16 protein-coding genes are annotated in these 16,408 nt (G+C 67.5%); 5 read left to right on the top strand and 11 right to left on the bottom strand.

Going from position 1 to position 16,408, the window contains the following annotated elements; all coding sequences use genetic code 11:
• Nucleotides 1-27: 27 nt before the first annotated feature.
• On the bottom strand, nt 28-369 hold the full coding sequence (locus tag C8D78_RS19160; RefSeq protein WP_120955456.1) for a P-II family nitrogen regulator: 342 nt from the start codon (nt 367-369) through the stop codon (nt 28-30).
• Complete coding sequence (locus C8D78_RS19155; RefSeq protein WP_120955455.1) at nt 366-1,793, bottom strand: ammonium transporter; 1,428 nt, start codon at nt 1,791-1,793, stop codon at nt 366-368. The genes C8D78_RS19160 and C8D78_RS19155 overlap by 4 nt, the downstream gene beginning before the upstream one ends.
• 475 nt (nt 1,794-2,268) lie before the next feature.
• Here C8D78_RS19155 and C8D78_RS19150 point away from each other — a divergent pair, with 475 nt between their 5' ends.
• Nucleotides 2,269-3,096, top strand: coding sequence for a DUF559 domain-containing protein (locus tag C8D78_RS19150; RefSeq protein ID WP_120955454.1), 828 nt, complete (start codon nt 2,269-2,271; stop codon nt 3,094-3,096).
• A gap of 346 nt (nt 3,097-3,442) precedes the next feature.
• Here C8D78_RS19150 and C8D78_RS19145 read toward each other — a convergent pair whose 3' ends face one another.
• A complete protein-coding gene (locus tag C8D78_RS19145) occupies nt 3,443-4,018 on the bottom strand; it encodes a helix-turn-helix domain-containing protein (RefSeq protein WP_028275626.1) in 576 nt (191 codons plus the stop codon).
• Nucleotides 4,019-4,310: 292 nt separating this feature from the next.
• On the opposite strand from C8D78_RS19145, the gene C8D78_RS19140 reads away from it, so the two are divergent.
• Nucleotides 4,311-5,834, top strand: a complete 1,524-nt coding sequence (locus C8D78_RS19140) for a sodium:solute symporter family protein (protein WP_120955453.1) — start codon at nt 4,311-4,313, stop codon at nt 5,832-5,834.
• A gap of 182 nt (nt 5,835-6,016) precedes the next feature.
• Here the strand turns inward: C8D78_RS19140 and C8D78_RS19135 are convergent, their stop codons facing one another.
• Nucleotides 6,017-6,253, bottom strand: a complete 237-nt coding sequence (locus C8D78_RS19135) for a hypothetical protein (protein WP_120955452.1) — start codon at nt 6,251-6,253, stop codon at nt 6,017-6,019.
• A gap of 260 nt (nt 6,254-6,513) precedes the next feature.
• Here C8D78_RS19135 and C8D78_RS19130 point away from each other — a divergent pair, with 260 nt between their 5' ends.
• Together C8D78_RS19130 and C8D78_RS19125 are read left to right on the top strand one after the other, a co-directional pair.
• Entirely contained in the window at nt 6,514-7,743 is a 1,230-nt protein-coding gene (locus C8D78_RS19130) for a VIT1/CCC1 transporter family protein (RefSeq protein ID WP_120955451.1), read from the top strand.
• The gene (locus C8D78_RS19125; RefSeq protein WP_244208507.1) at nt 7,743-8,693 is read left to right on the top strand and encodes a matrixin family metalloprotease; all 951 of its coding nucleotides are present in this window, start codon (nt 7,743-7,745) and stop codon (nt 8,691-8,693) included. Before C8D78_RS19130 ends, C8D78_RS19125 begins: the two co-directional genes overlap by 1 nt.
• 18 nt (nt 8,694-8,711) lie before the next feature.
• Here the strand turns inward: C8D78_RS19125 and C8D78_RS19120 are convergent, their stop codons facing one another.
• The 5 genes from C8D78_RS19120 to C8D78_RS19100 form a co-directional block, all read right to left on the bottom strand.
• Nucleotides 8,712-9,845, bottom strand: a complete 1,134-nt coding sequence (locus C8D78_RS19120) for an LOG family protein (RefSeq protein ID WP_120955450.1) — start codon at nt 9,843-9,845, stop codon at nt 8,712-8,714.
• 126 nt (nt 9,846-9,971) lie between these two features.
• Nucleotides 9,972-10,748: an SDR family NAD(P)-dependent oxidoreductase gene (locus C8D78_RS19115; RefSeq protein WP_120955449.1), complete on the bottom strand. Its 777-nt coding sequence runs from the start codon at nt 10,746-10,748 to the stop codon at nt 9,972-9,974.
• 28 nt (nt 10,749-10,776) lie between these two features.
• Nucleotides 10,777-12,150 (bottom strand): MFS transporter, encoded by a 1,374-nt coding sequence (locus C8D78_RS19110; RefSeq protein WP_120955448.1) that lies wholly within the window; start codon nt 12,148-12,150, stop codon nt 10,777-10,779.
• A gap of 195 nt (nt 12,151-12,345) precedes the next feature.
• Nucleotides 12,346-13,053, bottom strand: coding sequence for a FadR/GntR family transcriptional regulator (locus C8D78_RS19105; protein ID WP_120955447.1), 708 nt, complete (start codon nt 13,051-13,053; stop codon nt 12,346-12,348).
• Between the two features lie 68 nt (nt 13,054-13,121).
• Nucleotides 13,122-13,577, bottom strand: coding sequence for an SRPBCC family protein (locus C8D78_RS19100; RefSeq protein ID WP_120955446.1), 456 nt, complete (start codon nt 13,575-13,577; stop codon nt 13,122-13,124).
• A 40-nt stretch (nt 13,578-13,617) separates the two neighbouring features.
• Here C8D78_RS19100 and C8D78_RS19095 point away from each other — a divergent pair, with 40 nt between their 5' ends.
• Nucleotides 13,618-14,391 carry a gamma-glutamyl-gamma-aminobutyrate hydrolase family protein gene (locus tag C8D78_RS19095; protein WP_120955445.1) on the top strand — a complete coding sequence of 258 codons (774 nt, stop codon included), beginning with the start codon at nt 13,618-13,620 and terminating at the stop codon, nt 14,389-14,391.
• Nucleotides 14,392-14,425: 34 nt separating this feature from the next.
• Here C8D78_RS19095 and C8D78_RS19090 read toward each other — a convergent pair whose 3' ends face one another.
• Both C8D78_RS19090 and C8D78_RS19085 read right to left on the bottom strand, forming a co-directional pair.
• Nucleotides 14,426-15,460 (bottom strand): Gfo/Idh/MocA family protein, encoded by a 1,035-nt coding sequence (locus tag C8D78_RS19090; protein ID WP_120955444.1) that lies wholly within the window; start codon nt 15,458-15,460, stop codon nt 14,426-14,428.
• Nucleotides 15,461-15,538: 78 nt separating this feature from the next.
• Nucleotides 15,539-16,408: ATP-binding cassette domain-containing protein (locus tag C8D78_RS19085; RefSeq protein ID WP_244208506.1), on the bottom strand; the 870-nt coding region annotated here is incomplete at its 5' end.

The raw sequence follows: 16,408 nt of genomic DNA, 5'->3' as shown, positions 1-16,408 counted from the left end.
CTCAAGCGGCGGGGGCGCTCGGGCGCCTCAGGCGATGGCCGAGGCGCCCCGCTCCCCCGTCCGGACGCGGACGGCATCCCGCACGTCGATAATCCAGATCTTGCCGTCGCCGAAGTGGCCCGTACGGCCGCCCTCCTCAATGGCGGCCATGACGCCGTCCAGGGCGTCCTCGTTGACCAGTACTTCCAGCCGCACTTTTTGCAGCAGGTCGGAGTTGTACTCGGCGCCGCGGTAGACCTCAGTGTGGCCGCGCTGCCGTCCGAAGCCGCTGGCCTGGCTCACGGTCAGGCCGTTGACTCCGAACCGCTCCAGGGCGGCGCTGACGGCGTCGACCCTGTCCGGCCGCACAATGGCGGTGACCAGCTTCATGTCGAGACCCGGCCGCGGGCAGCCTCACTTTCGGCTTCCGAATGGGCTTCCGAATGGGCTTCCGGCTGGGCCTGGACCGGCGCGGCCTCGGCTCGGGTGCGCGGGTCGCCGGGGTGGAAGCTGCCGCCGACCATGAGGAGTTCATAGGCCGTTTCGGCATGTTCGGTGACATCGATGCCGGACAGCTCGTCGGCCTCAGAGACGCGCATGCCCATGGTCTTATGGATCGCGAAGCCAATCAGCGTGGTCATGCCGGCGCTCCAGGCCGTGACAATGAGCGCGGTGAGGATCTGCGGCCAGAACTGCGCCAGACCGCCGCCGTAGAACAGTCCGCCGCCGGTCTTGGCGGACGGGAGGGCGAAGAAGCCCAGGGACAGCGTTCCCCACAGACCGCCGACAAAGTGCACGGCCACGACATCCAGGGAGTCATCCAGCCCGATCTTGAATTTCAGCCCGACGGCGAGCGCGCAGACCACCCCCGCGATGGTGCCGATCAGGATCGCCCCGACGGGGTCGATGAACCCGCAGGCCGGGGTGACGGCCACGAGTCCCGCGACGGCACCCGAGGCGGCGCCAAGCGAAGTGGCGTGGCCGTCGCGCAACCGCTCCACGAAGAGCCAGCCGAGCAGGGCGGCGCTGGTGGCCAGCAGCGTGTTGGTCCAGGCCAGGGCGGCAGTGGCGTCCGCGGCGAGTTCCGATCCGGCGTTGAAGCCGAACCAGCCGAACCAGAGCAGGCCCGCGCCGAGCATGACGAACGGCAGGTTGTGCGGGCGGATGTTCGGGTCCTTCATGAAGCCGAGCCGCTTGCCGAGCACAACCGCCAGCATGAGTCCGGCTATGCCGGCGTTCATATGGACCACGGTGCCGCCGGCAAAATCGAGCGCCGAGATCTTGCTGCCGATGATGCCGGTGGGGCCGAAGATGCCGCCACCCCAGACCCAGTGTGCGATCGGTGCATAAACGAGCGTGACCCAGAGCGCGGCAAAGAGGAGCCAGGGTCCAAACCGGACGCGTTCTGCCACCGCCCCGCTGATGAGGGCGACGGTGATGATGGCGAACGTGGCCTGGAAGCCGATGAACACCATGTCCGGCAGGCCGGGCGCCTTGGTGCCGATGCTAGTGGTCAGTCCGCTGAGGCCGAAGTTAGTGAACGGGTCTCCGACGAACCCGCCCAGGGTATCCGGGCCGAACGCCATGCCGTACCCCCACAGGGCCCAGACGACGGCCACCACGCCCATGGCGCCGAAGCTCATCATCATGATGTTGAGCACGGATTTCATTCTGACTAGCCCGCCGTAGAAGAACGCGAGCCCGGGGGTCATCAGCAGGACAAGGGCGGATGCGGTGAGCATCCACGCCGTCGATCCGGGGTCAAGGACCTGGGGATCGACTGCCATTCCTACTGCAGGAACAGAGAAATTCATTGCGGGAGCCTTCCTCGAGGGCCGGCGCTCCGAGGGCGCCGATTCGGCGAGACCATGTGACGTTCTTGGGACTGTTTAGACGTCCCCCCGCAGATGACGCTACTCATGGCGTGTTTCAGGAAAGCTGTCCTGTTTTTGCGGGCACGTTACGGGACCGGCCTGGGCATGAATTTGCTGTTTCCGGCAGATTTCAGGAATGTGACGTAAATCTCACCATCCGCACCTCCCTGGTTCGAGGCCGTCTGACGTTCCTCCCCGGTTGCTTCCACGCCCACCCATGGGCCACCCCGGGCCGCCCACCGGGATTCAGCGTTTTTTCTGCCGCGAGGCCGACCCTGGGCCTGGCCAACCGGGAAGGAACGCAGCCGGCACCCGCCGTCGGGAGCCCAAACAGCGCGAATACCGGCGCAGCCCGATGCCCACATAGCCGCATTGCTGCCTTCCGCGGGCCGGGACGGCCCGGTGGACTGGCCCCATGGACCCCATCACCTACCTTGCACAACTCGGCGGCGTCGCCCGGACCGGCCAGTTGTTGGCCGCGGGATACTCCCGGACAGACATCGCCGGGCTGACGGGGGCCGGGGCGCACCAGCCCAGGCGGGGCGTGCTCATGCTCCCCGGGTGCCAGCCGGAAATTGCTGCGGCCATCGAGCAAAACGCTCGCGTCACCTGCGCCAGCGCGGCCGTGCACTACGGCCTCTGGCTGAGGGAAATCCCGGCCCAGCATCACTTGGCCTGCAACCACGGCCACGGAACCGGCTTCATCAGGCACCGGACCGTCAGGTTCGAGGGCCCTGCCCAGCTGCCAGTGGCCGCGGTGGAGGACGTTACGCTGCATGCCTTGGCGTGCTTGAAGCCGCCAGCATCAACAGCCCTGGCAACCTCGGCCATGCGTCTGCATGGCATTCCTCTCGAACTGCTGAAGGCCCAGCTCATCGGCGACCGATCGGGTCCGGTACTCCGGGCCTTGTGGCAGTTGGATTTACGCGCCGAATCAATCGTCGAGGTCGATGCCCAGCACCTTTTCAAGGCAAACGGAATCGGCTTCGACACCCAGGTTCAGCTCCCGGGAATCGGCAGGGTTGACTTCCTGATTGAGGGATTCCTCATCGTGGAGGTGGACGGCTACGCATTCCACTCCAACCGCGAGGCCATGCGCCGGGATCTGGGACGCAACAACGCCTCCACGGTCAACGGCTATGCAGTGCTGAGGTACATGCCGGAGCACATCTGGTTCGAGCCGGAGCGGGTCATCGCTGAAATTCGGGCCGTGCTGAGCCGGACCCCGCGCAACGTTCCGTGACGTTCCTGCCCGGTTGCTTCTGTGCCCACCCCGGATCGCCCGCTAGATCCCGGGACCACGCGCCAGACCTCGGTCCTCGTCGGCTTAGCAACCGGGAAGGAGCGCAGCGGCAGGCGGGTAGGCAGTGCAGGGAAGGCAGCGGCAGGTCGTGCTGAGCCGGACCCCGCGCAACGTTCCGTGACGTTCCTGCCCGGTTGCTTCCGGGCCCGCCCCGGATCGCCCGCTAGATTCCGGGACCGGGCGCCCGGCCTGGGTCCTCGTCGGCTTGGCAACTGGGAAGGAGCGCAGCGGCAGGCCGGCGGCCGGGACGGGCGGGCGGGGCGTGCGGGGGCTAGAGGCAGCCTGGCTACCTGCTGGCGGCCGGGACGAGCACCCACAGCACCTCGACGGCGTCGTCCGTGGGGTTGACCCAGGTGTGGGGCTCCCGGCCCGGGAACGTCACGGTGTCCCCCGCGCTGAGCTCGAATTCCTCGTTGGTGAGGATCAGCCGGATGCTTCCCTTGACCACATGGAGGACGTCGACGTCGCAGTCCACGGCGTAGAGCTCGGACTCGCCGCGCCCGCGGGGCTCGATCACCGCCTGGATGATCTGGACCCGCCGTTCGGAGCGCGCGGTCAGCAGGCGCTCGACGATCCCCTCGCCGCCAAGGGAGATCCGGGGGCCCTCATTCTGCTTCGTGAGGTGGGTCTCGGGGGCGGCGAAAAGGTCGCCGATCGAGATCGACAGGACCTGGCACAGGGTCACCAGTGAGGCGACCGAGGGCGAGGTGAGGTCCCGCTCGACCCGGCTGAGGAATCCCTTGGTCAGCCCGGTGGCGTCGGCGACCTGTTCTATGGTGAGCCGCTGCGACTGCCGGGCGGCGCGGATCCTCGAACCGATGGCAACGGGAACATTGCTCGGTTCTACGGGTAGAGCCTTCATATAGGAACCTTTCACGGCCGGCCGCTTGGCCCCATCATTGGAGCAATCCTAGCGGGAACAGGCCTTCGTGACGCGGATGCGGCGGCGGCGCGCACGGCGCCTTGACTGTTACCGACATCACAACATAACCTTTGGCAACATGTGTTGCCTATTGGGCAATCTATTGGGCAACACCGGAGGTTCCGACGGACATCCTCCTCCCACCCCGTCACGCAGCAGCAGACTTGCCGAACGCACCGTTGAGGCCCGGCAATGCCCGCACACGCTGCCAATCAGCTCCAAGGAGCCCTTTATGGACGCAAGTTTCGTCAACATCGCCATTGTGGTGGTGTATCTGCTCGCCATGCTGGCGTTCGGATGGTGGGGCAAGTCCCGCACCAAGAACAACAGCGACTTCCTCGTCGCCGGCCGCCGCCTCGGCCCGTTCCTCTACACCGGCACCATGGCCGCCGTCGTCCTCGGCGGCGCCTCCACGGTCGGCGGTGTAGGCCTGGGCTACAAGTTCGGCATCTCCGGCATGTGGCTGGTGGTCGCAATCGGCTCCGGCGTCCTGCTGCTGAGCCTGCTCTTCGCCAGCACCATCCAGAAACTGAAGATCTACACCGTCTCGCAGATGCTGACCCTGCGCTATGGCAGCAACGCCACGCAGACCTCGGGCATCGTCATGCTCGCCTACACGCTGATGCTTTGCGCCACCTCCACCGGCGCCTACGCCACGATCTTCGTCGTGCTCTTCGGCTGGGACCGCGCCCTCGCGATCGCCGTCGGCGGCGCAATCGTGCTGGTCTACTCGACCATCGGCGGCATGTGGTCCATCACGCTGGCCGACCAGGTCCAGTTCGTCATCAAGACGGTCGGCATCTTCTTGCTCATGCTGCCGTTCACGCTGAACGCCGCCGGCGGCCTCGACGGAATCCGCAGCCGGGTCGATGCCACCTTCTTCCAGCTCGACGGCATCGGCGCCCAGACGATCATCACCTACTTCGTCGTTTACACCCTCGGCCTGCTGATCGGCCAGGACATCTGGCAGCGCGTGTTCACCGCCAAGACGCCCGAAGTGGCCCGCTGGGGCGGCGCCACGGCCGGTATCTACTGCATCCTCTACGGCGCAGCAGGTGCCCTGATCGGCCTGGGCGCCCGCGTCGCCCTGCCGCAGATCGACGTCAAGGCCCTCGGCAAGGACGTCGTCTACGCCGAGGTCGCCACCCACCTGCTGCCCATCGGCATCGGCGGCCTCGTGCTGGCCGCCGCCGTGGCCGCCATGATGTCCACCGCTTCGGGCGCCTTGATCGCCGCCGCCACCGTGGCCCGCGCCGACGTGCTGCCGTTTGTCGCCGGCTGGTTCGGCAAGACGGTCAACACCGACGACACCGACAACCCGGAACACGACGTCAAGGCCAACCGCATGTGGGTCCTGGGCCTCGGCGTCGTGGCGATCGTGATCGCCATCATCACCAAGGACGTCGTCGCCGCCCTGACCATTGCCTACGACATCCTTGTTGGCGGCCTGCTCGTGGCCATCCTCGGCGGCCTGGTCTGGAAGCGCGGCACCGGTGTTGCGGCCGCGGCGTCCATGGCGGTCGGCTCCGTCATCACGCTCGGGACCATGATCATCCTGGAAATCAACGCCGCGGTTCCGCTGGACGGCATCTACGCCAACGAGCCCATCTACTACGGCCTCATCGCCTCAGCCGTCGTCTACGTCGCGGTGTCGCTGCTGACCAAGCCGACGGATCCCGCGGTCATGCAGAACTGGCACCGGCGGGTCGCCGGCCTGGCATCCGAAGACGACCAGGTTCCCGTCTTGACCCACTAAGTTGCTGGAACGACTTCGTTCCGGCCCGGGTCCCGACGCGCAGGCGTCCTGACAACGGATTAGACGCCGACGGCGGCGCTCCCCTTTCCGGGGGGCGCCGCCGTCGGCGTTTAATCGCGTTAAAACATTCAACCGCGTAAACACTTAGATGCGCGAAAGAGACCTGCAAGCAGGCGGAAGCGTCACTCATTTTCCTCCGGTTCGAGGAACTCTTCCCCTTCCAGCGGTACTACCGGAGTCTCGTCGCCCAGGAAGTCCTCCTCATCCAGGGGAACCAGGCGATCGGCCTCCTCGAGAATCTCCTCTTCCTCAGTTTCCGGGGCGGCATCGACGGGCGCGTCCTCGGCATAGTCGTAGGCGGGATCGGATTCGAGGGAATCCCGGGCCGGCTGGATGGGGTGTGATCCGGTGCTGTCCATGATGCAACCTCCGTGTGACAGGGGTGGCGGCAAAGGCCTGGAGAGCCCGCCCTGGGTTTCATTCGAACACCGCGAGCGCGGCCGGTCAAGGGCTCATGATTGCTTCCGGAGGCAACCTGCCGGCGTCCCCGCGGGAGCCGGCAAATTACGGCCTCCCTAAACTTTTCACTGAGGATGACCGGCCGGAAATACGCGGAATTACGGGGTACTCTGGACTCGCAATGGGGCCGGACCATGCCCGACCAACCCAGGAGTTTTTCGTGTCTCAGCACACCGAATCAGACCACAACGATTCCCAGCCGCACCATCTAGCAGATGCCTCATCGGCCGCCGCGGAGGCGCCCGCCGACCAGCAGGGGACCCCGGCACCCCCGGCCCCCGCTCCCGGCCCGGCTCCGGCTCCGGACCCGGCACCAACCGCCGCGGACATCAAGCGCTGGCGCCAGTACCTCGCCGATGAACGCGCCGAGGCCGCTGTCTACCGCGATCTTGCGCAGAACCGCAGCGGCGAGGAGCGTGCCATCCTGCTCGCCCTGGCCGAGGCGGAGGGGCGCCACGAGGCCCACTGGATCCAACTGCTGGGCGAGCACGCCGGCAAGGATCGGCACGCCTCACTCCGGAGCCGCTTCCTGGGCTTCCTGGCCCGCCACTTCGGCTCGGTCTTCGTCTTGGCCCTGGCACAGCGGGCGGAGAGCCGCTCCCCCTACGCCACGGACCCGTCCGCCACCCCGGCCATGGTCGCCGACGAGCAGATTCATGAAGAAGTGGTCCGCGGACTGGCCACCCGGGGGCGCAACCGCCTCGCCGGAACGTTCCGCGCCGCCGTCTTCGGCGCGAACGACGGTCTGGTCAGCAACCTATCCCTCGTCATGGGGATGGCGGCCTCGGGCGTCGGGAACCAGGTGGTGCTCCTTAGCGGCGTCGCCGGGCTCCTGGCCGGGGCCCTGTCCATGGGTGCCGGCGAGTTTATTTCGGTGCGGTCGCAGCGGGAACTCCTCGCCGCCACCCGGCCCACCCAGATCACGCTGGCGGCGGCCCCGCTGCTGGATATCGAGCACAACGAACTCCTGCTCGTGTACCTGGCCCGCGGCATGTCCCGGGAAGCCGCGGAGCACCGCGTCGCAGAGCGCATGGGCCTGCTGGACTGCGACTGCGATCCGAGCCTGTCCCTGCAGCCGGAACTGCCGGAAACCGAGGACCAGCATGAGGCGGTCGGCACGGCGTGGAGTGCGGCGGCGTCGAGCTTCTGCTTCTTCGCATCCGGCGCGATCGTGCCCATCATCCCGTTCCTGCTGGGCATGACCGGACTGGCCGCCCTGGTGGCTGCCGCCTCCCTCGTCGGACTGGCGCTGCTGCTCACCGGCGGCGTCGTCGGCCTGCTCTCCGGCACTTCCCCGGCCACCCGCGGATTGCGCCAACTGGCCATCGGCATGGGCGCCGCCGGTGTGACCTACTTGCTGGGCATGGTCTTTGGCTCCGTGGTCGGTTAGTGGACGGTCCTGAATTCAGGGACCGCGGGCCCAGCCGGCCCGCGACGGCGCTGAGGGTTCTGAAGAACCTTGCCGCCGCCGCCGTGATCGCAGGTGCCGCCTTTCTCGCGGCCGGGCTTATCTACAGCGATCCGCGTTTCACAGGACTCTTTGAAGTCACCCGCGGACCGGGCCAGAACGCGGGGCACACCTCACAGCCACAGGGCACTGACCCGCAGGCGGGACCGCAGTTCGGCCAAGTGCCGGGCCGGCCCGCGCTGCCGGCCGGCGAGTCCGGGACGGACACTCCCCCGCCGGGGCTCGAGGAGCAGGACCAGCCCCTCGGCTCGCCTCCGAAACCGGCGGTCGCCAACACCTCATACAAGTTCCTCGCAACGAACGGCGACGGCGGCCCCGTGGGCTACTCGCCGTGCCGGCCGCTGCACTACGTCGTCAATGCCGCTCTGGCTCCCCCGGGTGCCGAACGGCTTGTGGATGACTCCATCCGGACGATCTCGCAGGCCACCGGCATCACCTTCATCAACGACGGGCCGACGAACGAGGCGCCCTCGCAAACCCGCGCGCCCTACCAGAAGGAGCGCTACGGCGACCGGTGGGCGCCTCTGCTGATCGCGTGGACCACGCCGGAACAGGCCCCGCAGCTCAAGGGCCCGGTGATCGGCACGGGCGGCAGCACCCACTTCAGTTTCGGCGACGGTCCCAAGAGCTTCGTCACCGGCAGCCTGGAACTCGATGCCCCGCAAATCACGGAAGACCTGGACCGGGTCGAGGGCGCGGCCTACGCCACGGCCGTGATCCTGCACGAGCTCGGCCACGTGATGGGCCTTGAGCACGTCAACGACCCGACCCAGCTGATGTACCCGGAGATCGGGTCCCCGGCCGGACTGGCCGACGGCGACCTGAACGGGCTGTACGAGCTCAGCCACGCCAAATGCCGCAAGGACCTGTAGCCGGATGACCCGGTCCGGCTAGCGTGAGAGCACGTCGAGGGCTTCCTCCACGGTGTCGACCAGGAAGATCCGTTCCTCCATCCGGCGCCCGGAGGCCAGGCTCTGCAGGAGCGGCCATGCCGGGAACCGCCGCAGCCAGTGCTCGTGCCCCACGAGGACCATGGGCTTGATGGTTTCCGCAGCGCCATAGTAGTTCTCACACGCGTCCTGGAAGATTTCCTGCACCGTGCCGCCGGAGCCCGGCAGGAAGACGATGCCGCCGTTGCAGAGTTCGAGCAGAATCGCTTCCCGGATGGCATTCGCGAAGTACTTGGCCACATGGGTGGCGAAGAAGTTGGGCGGCTCGTGACCGTAGAACCACGTGGGAATCCCCAACGACGGAGTACCCGCCGGATGGCGTTCGAGGACAGCGGCGGCCGCCCGCGCCCAGGCGGATACCGAGGGGCGGAATGACGGCACCGCGGCGAGGTCGGCCAGGGCCTGCCGGAAGTCGCGCTCCGGGGCCTCGCTGAGGAAGGCGCCGAGATTGGCCGCTTCCATGGTCCCGGGACCGCCGCCGGTGGCCACCACCCGGTTGTTGCGGGCCAGCAGCCGGCCCAGCAGGGCGGCTTCCTCGAAAAGGGCCGTGCCGCGGAGGGCCGCGTGCCCGCCCATGACCCCCACCATGGTGCGGTCCGCGCAGAGGTCCGAGCGGGTCAGTTCGTCGAGGGCATTGCCGATCGCGTGGTCGTGCAGGGCCGCGGCCAGGGTTGCATCGAGCCGGTGGCGCTGGCCCGGCCGGATGCTCCATTGGTATATCCGCGCGTCGAGCGTGTCCTCGTAGCGGGATGCGGTGATCCCGGCATAGAGTTCCTGCGGCGTGTACAGCTTGCCGCGGTAGGGGTTGAACGGTACCCCCTCGAGCCGGGGAAAGATGAGGGCGCCGCGGCTGCGCAGCGAATCCTCCGCGCCGCCGTCAAACGTGCAGCCCAGGAAGATCGTGCCTTGGGGGTCCAGGGCCTCCAACTGGGCCCGGCGGCCCCGCAGGTCCACTGACTGGACATGCCAGCCGTGCATGGTGCGCGCCCCGGCCGCGGCAAGCCGGTCGAAGGCGGCCAGACTCTCGACCTCCAGGGTGCGTGGGCTCGGATGCAGGCTGCGGGCGGCGCTCATGGAGCCAGCCTAGACCGTGGCCGCGCGCCCCTCCCCCACGTTGCGCTGTCACTTTTGGCGGCCATTCCGGGGTTTTAAGGGCCAAGAGTGACAGCGCAACGGGGAGGTTGAACGGGCGGCGGGCGGTCAGGAGACCTGGAGGCCGCCGTTGATGTCGTACGTGGCGGCGGTGATGTAGCCGGCGTCCGGGCCGAGCAGGAAGGCGATCAGGGCCGCCACTTCCTCGCGGCTGCCGACCCGCCCCATCATGATGCCCTCCGACATCTGCGCCTTGCGTTCCTCGCTCAGCGTGCCGCCCATGATGTCGGTGTCGATGGGGCCGGGGGCGATGGCATTGACGGTGACCCCGAATTCGCCCACCTCGCGGGCCAGGGCGCGAGTGAATCCGATGATGCCGGCCTTGGACGCGCTGTAGGCGACCTTGGAGTAAGTGCCGCCGCCCCGCTGGGCGGAAATTGAGGAGATGCTCACGATCCTGCCGAGCTTGCGCTCAATCATGCCCTTGAGCACCCGCTGGGAGACGATGAAGGAACCGCGCATGTTGATGGCGAAGACCTTGTCCCATTCTTCGACCGTGGTCTCCATGAACGGCGTCGGGGAACTGATGCCGGCCAGGTTGGCGAGTGCCACGATCGGGGGCAGCGAGCCCTCGATTTCGGTGATGGCGCGGTCCACCGACGCGGCGTCGGAGACGTCGGCACCGACGCCGATCGCCTTCACGGCGCGGTTGGAACCGATTTCGGCGGCGGCGGCACTGGCGTCCTCGGCGTTGATGTCCAGGATCGCGATGGACCATCCCTCGCTGGCCAGACGGTCGGCGGCGGCACGGCCGATGCCCCGGGCCGACGCGGCGCCGGTCAGGACCACGGTGCGTTCAGTCGGGAAAGATGTAACTGATGTCATGACGAAGGTTCCTTCTGGTAGTTCGGGCTTAGGAGACTTTGGCGGCGTCGACGACGGCCGTCGCGGCGACCGCGGGGTCAAGGGCGGCGTCGCCTTCGGGGCGCCTGCGGGCGTAGAGGTAGGTGGCCGCCGCGGTGATGCACAGGCAGAAGGAGAGGAACAGCAGCCCGCTCTGGTTGCTGCCGGTGGCGTCCTTGAGGAGCCCGACGGCGTACGGGGCGATGAAGCCGCCGAGGTTGCCGAGGGAGTTCACCAGGGCGAGTCCGGAAGCGGCAGCCGCGCCGGTCAGGGCCGCGGAGGGCATCGAGAGGAACGGGGCAATGGCCCCGTAGATCCCCATGGCCGAGGCCGTCAGGCCGATCAGTGCCAAGACAGGGTTGACCGGCAGGAGGTAACCGGCGGCCAGAAGCCCCGCGCCCGCCAGCACCATGCTGACGGCGGAGTGCCAGGCCCGCTTGCCGGTCCGGTCCGCACGCTTGCTCCAGAAGTAGACGAAGACTGCGGCCACGGCATAGGGAATGAAGACGATGAGGCCGACCTGGGAAGTGGAGAAGTTGCCGAGGGCTGAGACGATGGTGGGCATCCACAGGCCCAGGCCGTAGATCCCGCACACCAGGCCGAAGTACAGGGCGGAGTAGACCAGGGAGCGCTTGTCCTTGAGCCCGGCCAGGAAGCTGTGCTTTCCGGACTGGGACTTGGCGGCCAGTTCAGCGTCCATGGTGGCGGCGAGCCAGTCGCGCTCGTCGGCCTGGAGCCATTTGGCGTCCCGCGGGCGGTCCGTCATGAGGATGGGCGTCAGGAGGCCCAGGAGGATCGCCGGAATGCCTTCGACGATGTAGAGCCACTGCCAGCCCTGGAGCCCCATCACGCCGTCCAGCTGCAGGAGAAGCCCGGACACCGGGGCGCCGAGCGCATTGGATACGGGCTGGGCGAGGATGAAGATGCCCAGCACGGTCACCCGCTGGGCAGCCGGGAACCACAGCGTCAGGTAGAAAAGGACGGCCGGGAAGAACCCGGCTTCCGCGGCGCCGAGCAGGAACCGGACGATGTAGTAGGTGCTTTCGCCGTTGACCAGGCACATGGCGGTGGCGAAGATGCCCCAGGTGATCAGGATGCGGGCCAGCCATTTCCGGGCGCCGAACCGATACATGCCGGCATTGCTCGGAATCTCGAGGAGGGCGTATCCCAGGAAGAAGATGCCTGCGCCCAGACCGTAGGCGGCGGAGTTCAGGCCGATGTCCTGGCTCATGGTGAGTTTGGCGAATCCAACGTTGTTGCGGTCCAGGTAGGCAACGAAGTAGAGCAGGACGATCAGGGGCATGACGCGGCGGCGGACCTTGCGGAGCGTGCGGTCACCCAGTTCGCCGAGTCCGAAGGACTTGGGGGTTAGCAGAGCCATCATCGACCTTCTTACGAGCAGTCCCTTACGGCAGCCTTGCCGGAATGGGATTGGTGGGTATGGGGAGACGTCCTGTCCGCGGCCGCGGCTGCGGAACCAGGATCAACTTTTGAGTCAGATGTCAGACATCTGACTCAAGAACTAGGCACGAGCTTAGAATGTGATTCGGATTACGTCAAGGGGTTTAGCGGGCGGCCGTCAGGCCTTGGCGCCCCGGACGTAGCGTTCGTAATCCTCATTGGTCTGGTCCATGTGGGCGTCCATCGCCTGCCGCGAGCGTTCGGCGTCCCCGCTGAGGATGCTGTCCAGGACCCGCTGGTGGTAATCGATGGCGTGCTGCTGGATCACTTCGACGGCCGACGTCTCCCGGCGGGTGATGTACAGCAGCTGGCCCAGCTGGGCGAAGAGGGCACGGACAAAGGGATTGCCGGAGGCCCTCAGCACGGCGTCGTGGAAGGCAATGTCCGCCTCCACGAAGCGGTCCAGGTCGCCGGATTCATGGAAGCGCTTCATGTTCTCGATGCACTCGCGCATCCGCTCGGCCTGTTCCGGGGTGTAGCGGGTGGCGGCAAGCGCGGCGGCCCCGGTTTCCACCATGCGGCGCATCTCGATGAGCCCCACGGAGACCTGTTCGGCAGCATTGCCGTGCGAGGCCGCCCTGAAGATCGCGTCCAGGCCCGTCCAGTTGTCCGTGGGATTGACGAAGGTTCCCCTGCCGGCCTTCACATAGAGGATGTTCTGTGCCCGGAGCGCCTTGAGGGCTTCTCGAACGGTCAGCCTGCTGACGCCGTAGGCCTTGGCGATGTCGGCCTCCGGCGGAAGCGCGCTGTGCGGCAGGAGCTTTCCGTCGAGGATCTCAGTCAGCAGGCCGTCGACGAGATCGTCGACCAGTGTCCTGCGGCCCATCCCAGTTCCCACCTTCAGTCGCGGCTCGTGCTTCCATCCAGATTACCCAAGTCCCTGCGTCGCCTAAGTCACCGCGCGGCCATGTACTCAGCGAGCTTGGCCAGCGTCTGTTCCAGGTTGACCGGGTGGCGGCGCAGGTAGCCGGCCAGCCGGAGCAGGCTCTTGCCCCGAACCCGCCGGGCGTCCCATTGCTCGGTGACCAGGGTGCCGGCAGTCCCGTCCGGGCCTGTGGATGGCTCAAGCAGATAGCGCCACACGTGGCCGTAGAAGTGCCGCCACGCGATCCGGTGGCCTTCCTCGAACTCGCAGACCCTGTTCAGGATCTTGTAGTTCATCCGCATCCTCATCTGCATGCCGAACTTGGCGCCGAGGTAGAGCCGTTCGGGTCCGCGCGGCTGGGCGCCCTTCACGGTGCCCGAGCCGTCGATCACGCTGTGCAGGGCAGGCGTGGCGAGCACGTCGAAGATGGCATCCGGGGTGGCGGCGATGAACCGGCTGCGGGACACGAGATATCGGGCTTTCATCTGGCAATCCTAGTCCGCGGATCGTGTTGCAGAATGAGGCATGCAGATTCCCCGCAGCATCCCGGGCGGCCGGCCTCGCATCGGCGTTCCTGTCCGCCTCACCAGCTCCTCCGATCCTGACCCGCGCGTGGCGGAAGCCAACGCGCTGTTCGAGTACATCGTGGACTTGTTGCGTGAGGGCGGCGGCGAGCCGGTGCTGCTCACCGCCGCGGTGATCGGCGACTGTGGCATCGCGGCCGCGCTGGAGTCCCTCGACGGCGTCGTGCTTCCCGGCGGCGGGGACCTCGACCCCGGCCTCTACGGCGAGGCCCGTGGCGGCGCCTGCTACGACGTCAACCCTGCCCAGGACGCGATGGACGCGGAGGTGGCGCGGCAGGCGATCGACGCCGGACTGCCGCTACTCGGCATCTGCCGCGGGCATCAATTGCTCAACGTGCTCTACGGCGGGACCCTGGTTCAGGACATGGCGGCGGGGACGGTGGCACACCGCGAGCCCACGCCGGCACACGGGGCCGGCCCGTGGGCCTGGCACGAGGTAGCGGTCCAGGCCGGCTCCAAGGTGGCAGCCCTCTACGGCGGCGGATCCGGTGCCGTGAGCGTGAAGATCGCCTCCGGCCACCATCAGGCCGTGGCCCGGGTGGCCGGCGCGCTGCGGGTAACAGCTGTGGCCGAAGACGGGACCGTTGAAGCCCTGGAGGATCCGGACCGCTGGGTGGCCTCGGTGCAGTGGCACCCCGAGGCGTTGGAACTTTCTCCGGCGGAGCGGCTGGCACCGTTCCGGGCCTTCGTCGAGGTGTGCCGGGCCCGCGGCTGAGGCAAGGCCCCAGCCGCGGGCCCGGGGTGGGTGCTCAGCTGGCGACGCTCACCGCTACACGGACAGGTACGCCGGTGGCAAGCGACTCCTGGGCCGCATCGGCCACCCGGGAAGCGGCAACGGCGTCTTCCGGGGTGCAGGGGTTGTCCCGGCGGCCCAGGATCAGTTCCACGAAGGCCGCCATCTCGGAGCGGTACGCCGACTCGAAGCGCTCGGCAAACGTCAGGTGCGGCTGCCCCGCGGGGAAGGTTACCCCGGACTCGGCGGAGGCCAGCGCCGTCTTGTCGTCCAGACCCACCATCAGCGAAGCGCGGGAACCCTGGATTTCCAGCCGGACGTCGTGGCCCGCCCCGTTGTAGCGGGTGGCGGAGACCGTGCCCACGGTGCCGTCGTCGAACGTCACCAGCGCGAGGGCCGTGTCCACATCGCCGGCTTCACCGATGGCCGGGTCCCCGTTGTTGGAGCCCTTGGCGTAGACCTCGACGATTTCGCGGCCGGTGAGCCAGCGCAGGATGTCGAAATCGTGGACCGAGCAGTCCCGGAACAACCCGCCGGAGCTGGCCAGGAACTCAACCGGGGGCGGCGTCATATCGCAGGTGACGGCGCGCAGGGAATGGATCCAGCCCAGCTCGCCGGCCTGGTAGGCGCGGCGGGCTTCGAGGTATCCGGCGTCGAACCGGCGCTGATGCCCGATCTGGACCACGCCCTGCCGGTCCCGGATGTAGTCAAGCACCGGCCGGGCGTCGGCCACATTCAGGGCCACGGGCTTTTCGCAGAAGACCGGGATCCCTGCGTCCACCCCGGCCCTGATGAGCTCGGGGTGGGTTCCGGTGCCCGTGGCGATGACAAGGCCGTCCAGCCCGGAAGCCAGCAAAGCCTGGACCGACGGCAGGAAGTCGGCACCGAGGCCGGCTGCTACCGTCCGGGCATGCTCTTCGGCGACGTCCGTGAGACGGAGGCGCACACGGATCCCCTGCGGATTCAGGACCTCATTGAGGGCGGCGATGTTGTTGGCGTGCATGACGCCGATCCGCCCCACGCCGACGAGCCCGAGGATTACGTCTTTCATACTTCTACTCTCATGATTAGTGCGGGCACGGTGGATGCTGCCCGAAGGGCCCCCACACCCTCGGGGATGGGACGCCAGCTACTCGTAGGTCTTGCCGGTCGTCTGGGCCACGTCCGCGACCTCGCCCTGGACTTCCTTGACGATGTCGCCGTGGCCGCCGAGTTGTTCGAGTTCGTGGGCGAGTTCGGCGAGTTCGGCGCCGCCGGCCATTTGGGCGGTGAGCTCGTCGAGGGTGATGTCCTTTTTGTCGTAGTAGCCGATCGACTTACCGCGCTTGAGCAGCAGGAACCGGTCCCCGACGGGGAAGGCGTGGTGCGGGTTGTGGGTGATGAAGATGACCCCGAGGCCGCGGTCGCGGGCCTGCAGGATGTAGCGGAGCACCACGCCGGACTGCTTCACGCCCAGGGCTGCGGTGGGTTCGTCCAGGATCAGGACCTTCGCGCCGAAGTACACGGCGCGGGCGATCGCGACGCACTGGCGTTCACCGCCGGAGAGCTGGCCGATGGGTTGTTCGACGTCGCGCAGGTCGATGCCCATCGCGGCGAGTTCCTTGAGCGTGATCTCCTTCATCTTCTCGACGTCCATGCTCTTGAACGGGCCGAAGCCGGAGGTCAGTTCGGAGCCGAGGAAGAAGTTCCGCCAGATCGGCATCAGCGGCACGACGGCGAGGTCCTGGTAGACGGTGGCGATGCCCACATCGAGGGCGTCGCGGGGTGAGGAGAATTTCCGGTCCTCGCCCATGACCTTCAGGGTTCCGGCGTCGTGCTGGTGCAGCCCGGCGATGATCTTGATCAGCGTGGACTTGCCGGCGCCGTTGTCGCCCAGCACGCAGGTGACGCGGCCGTTGTCCACGGCCATGGTGACATCGGAGAGGGCGATGATGTTCCCGTAGTGCTTGGCGACCCCGTCGAGGGAGAGCAGGTGCACGGGGGTGTGGGTGAGCGGGTC

Origin of the sequence: Arthrobacter oryzae (assembly GCF_003634095.1) — a bacterium.
Lineage (GTDB): Bacteria > Actinomycetota > Actinomycetes > Actinomycetales > Micrococcaceae > Arthrobacter > Arthrobacter oryzae.
The sequence above is the reverse complement of the archived record's forward strand: the minus strand, read 5'-3'. Positions and strand labels throughout refer to the sequence as shown.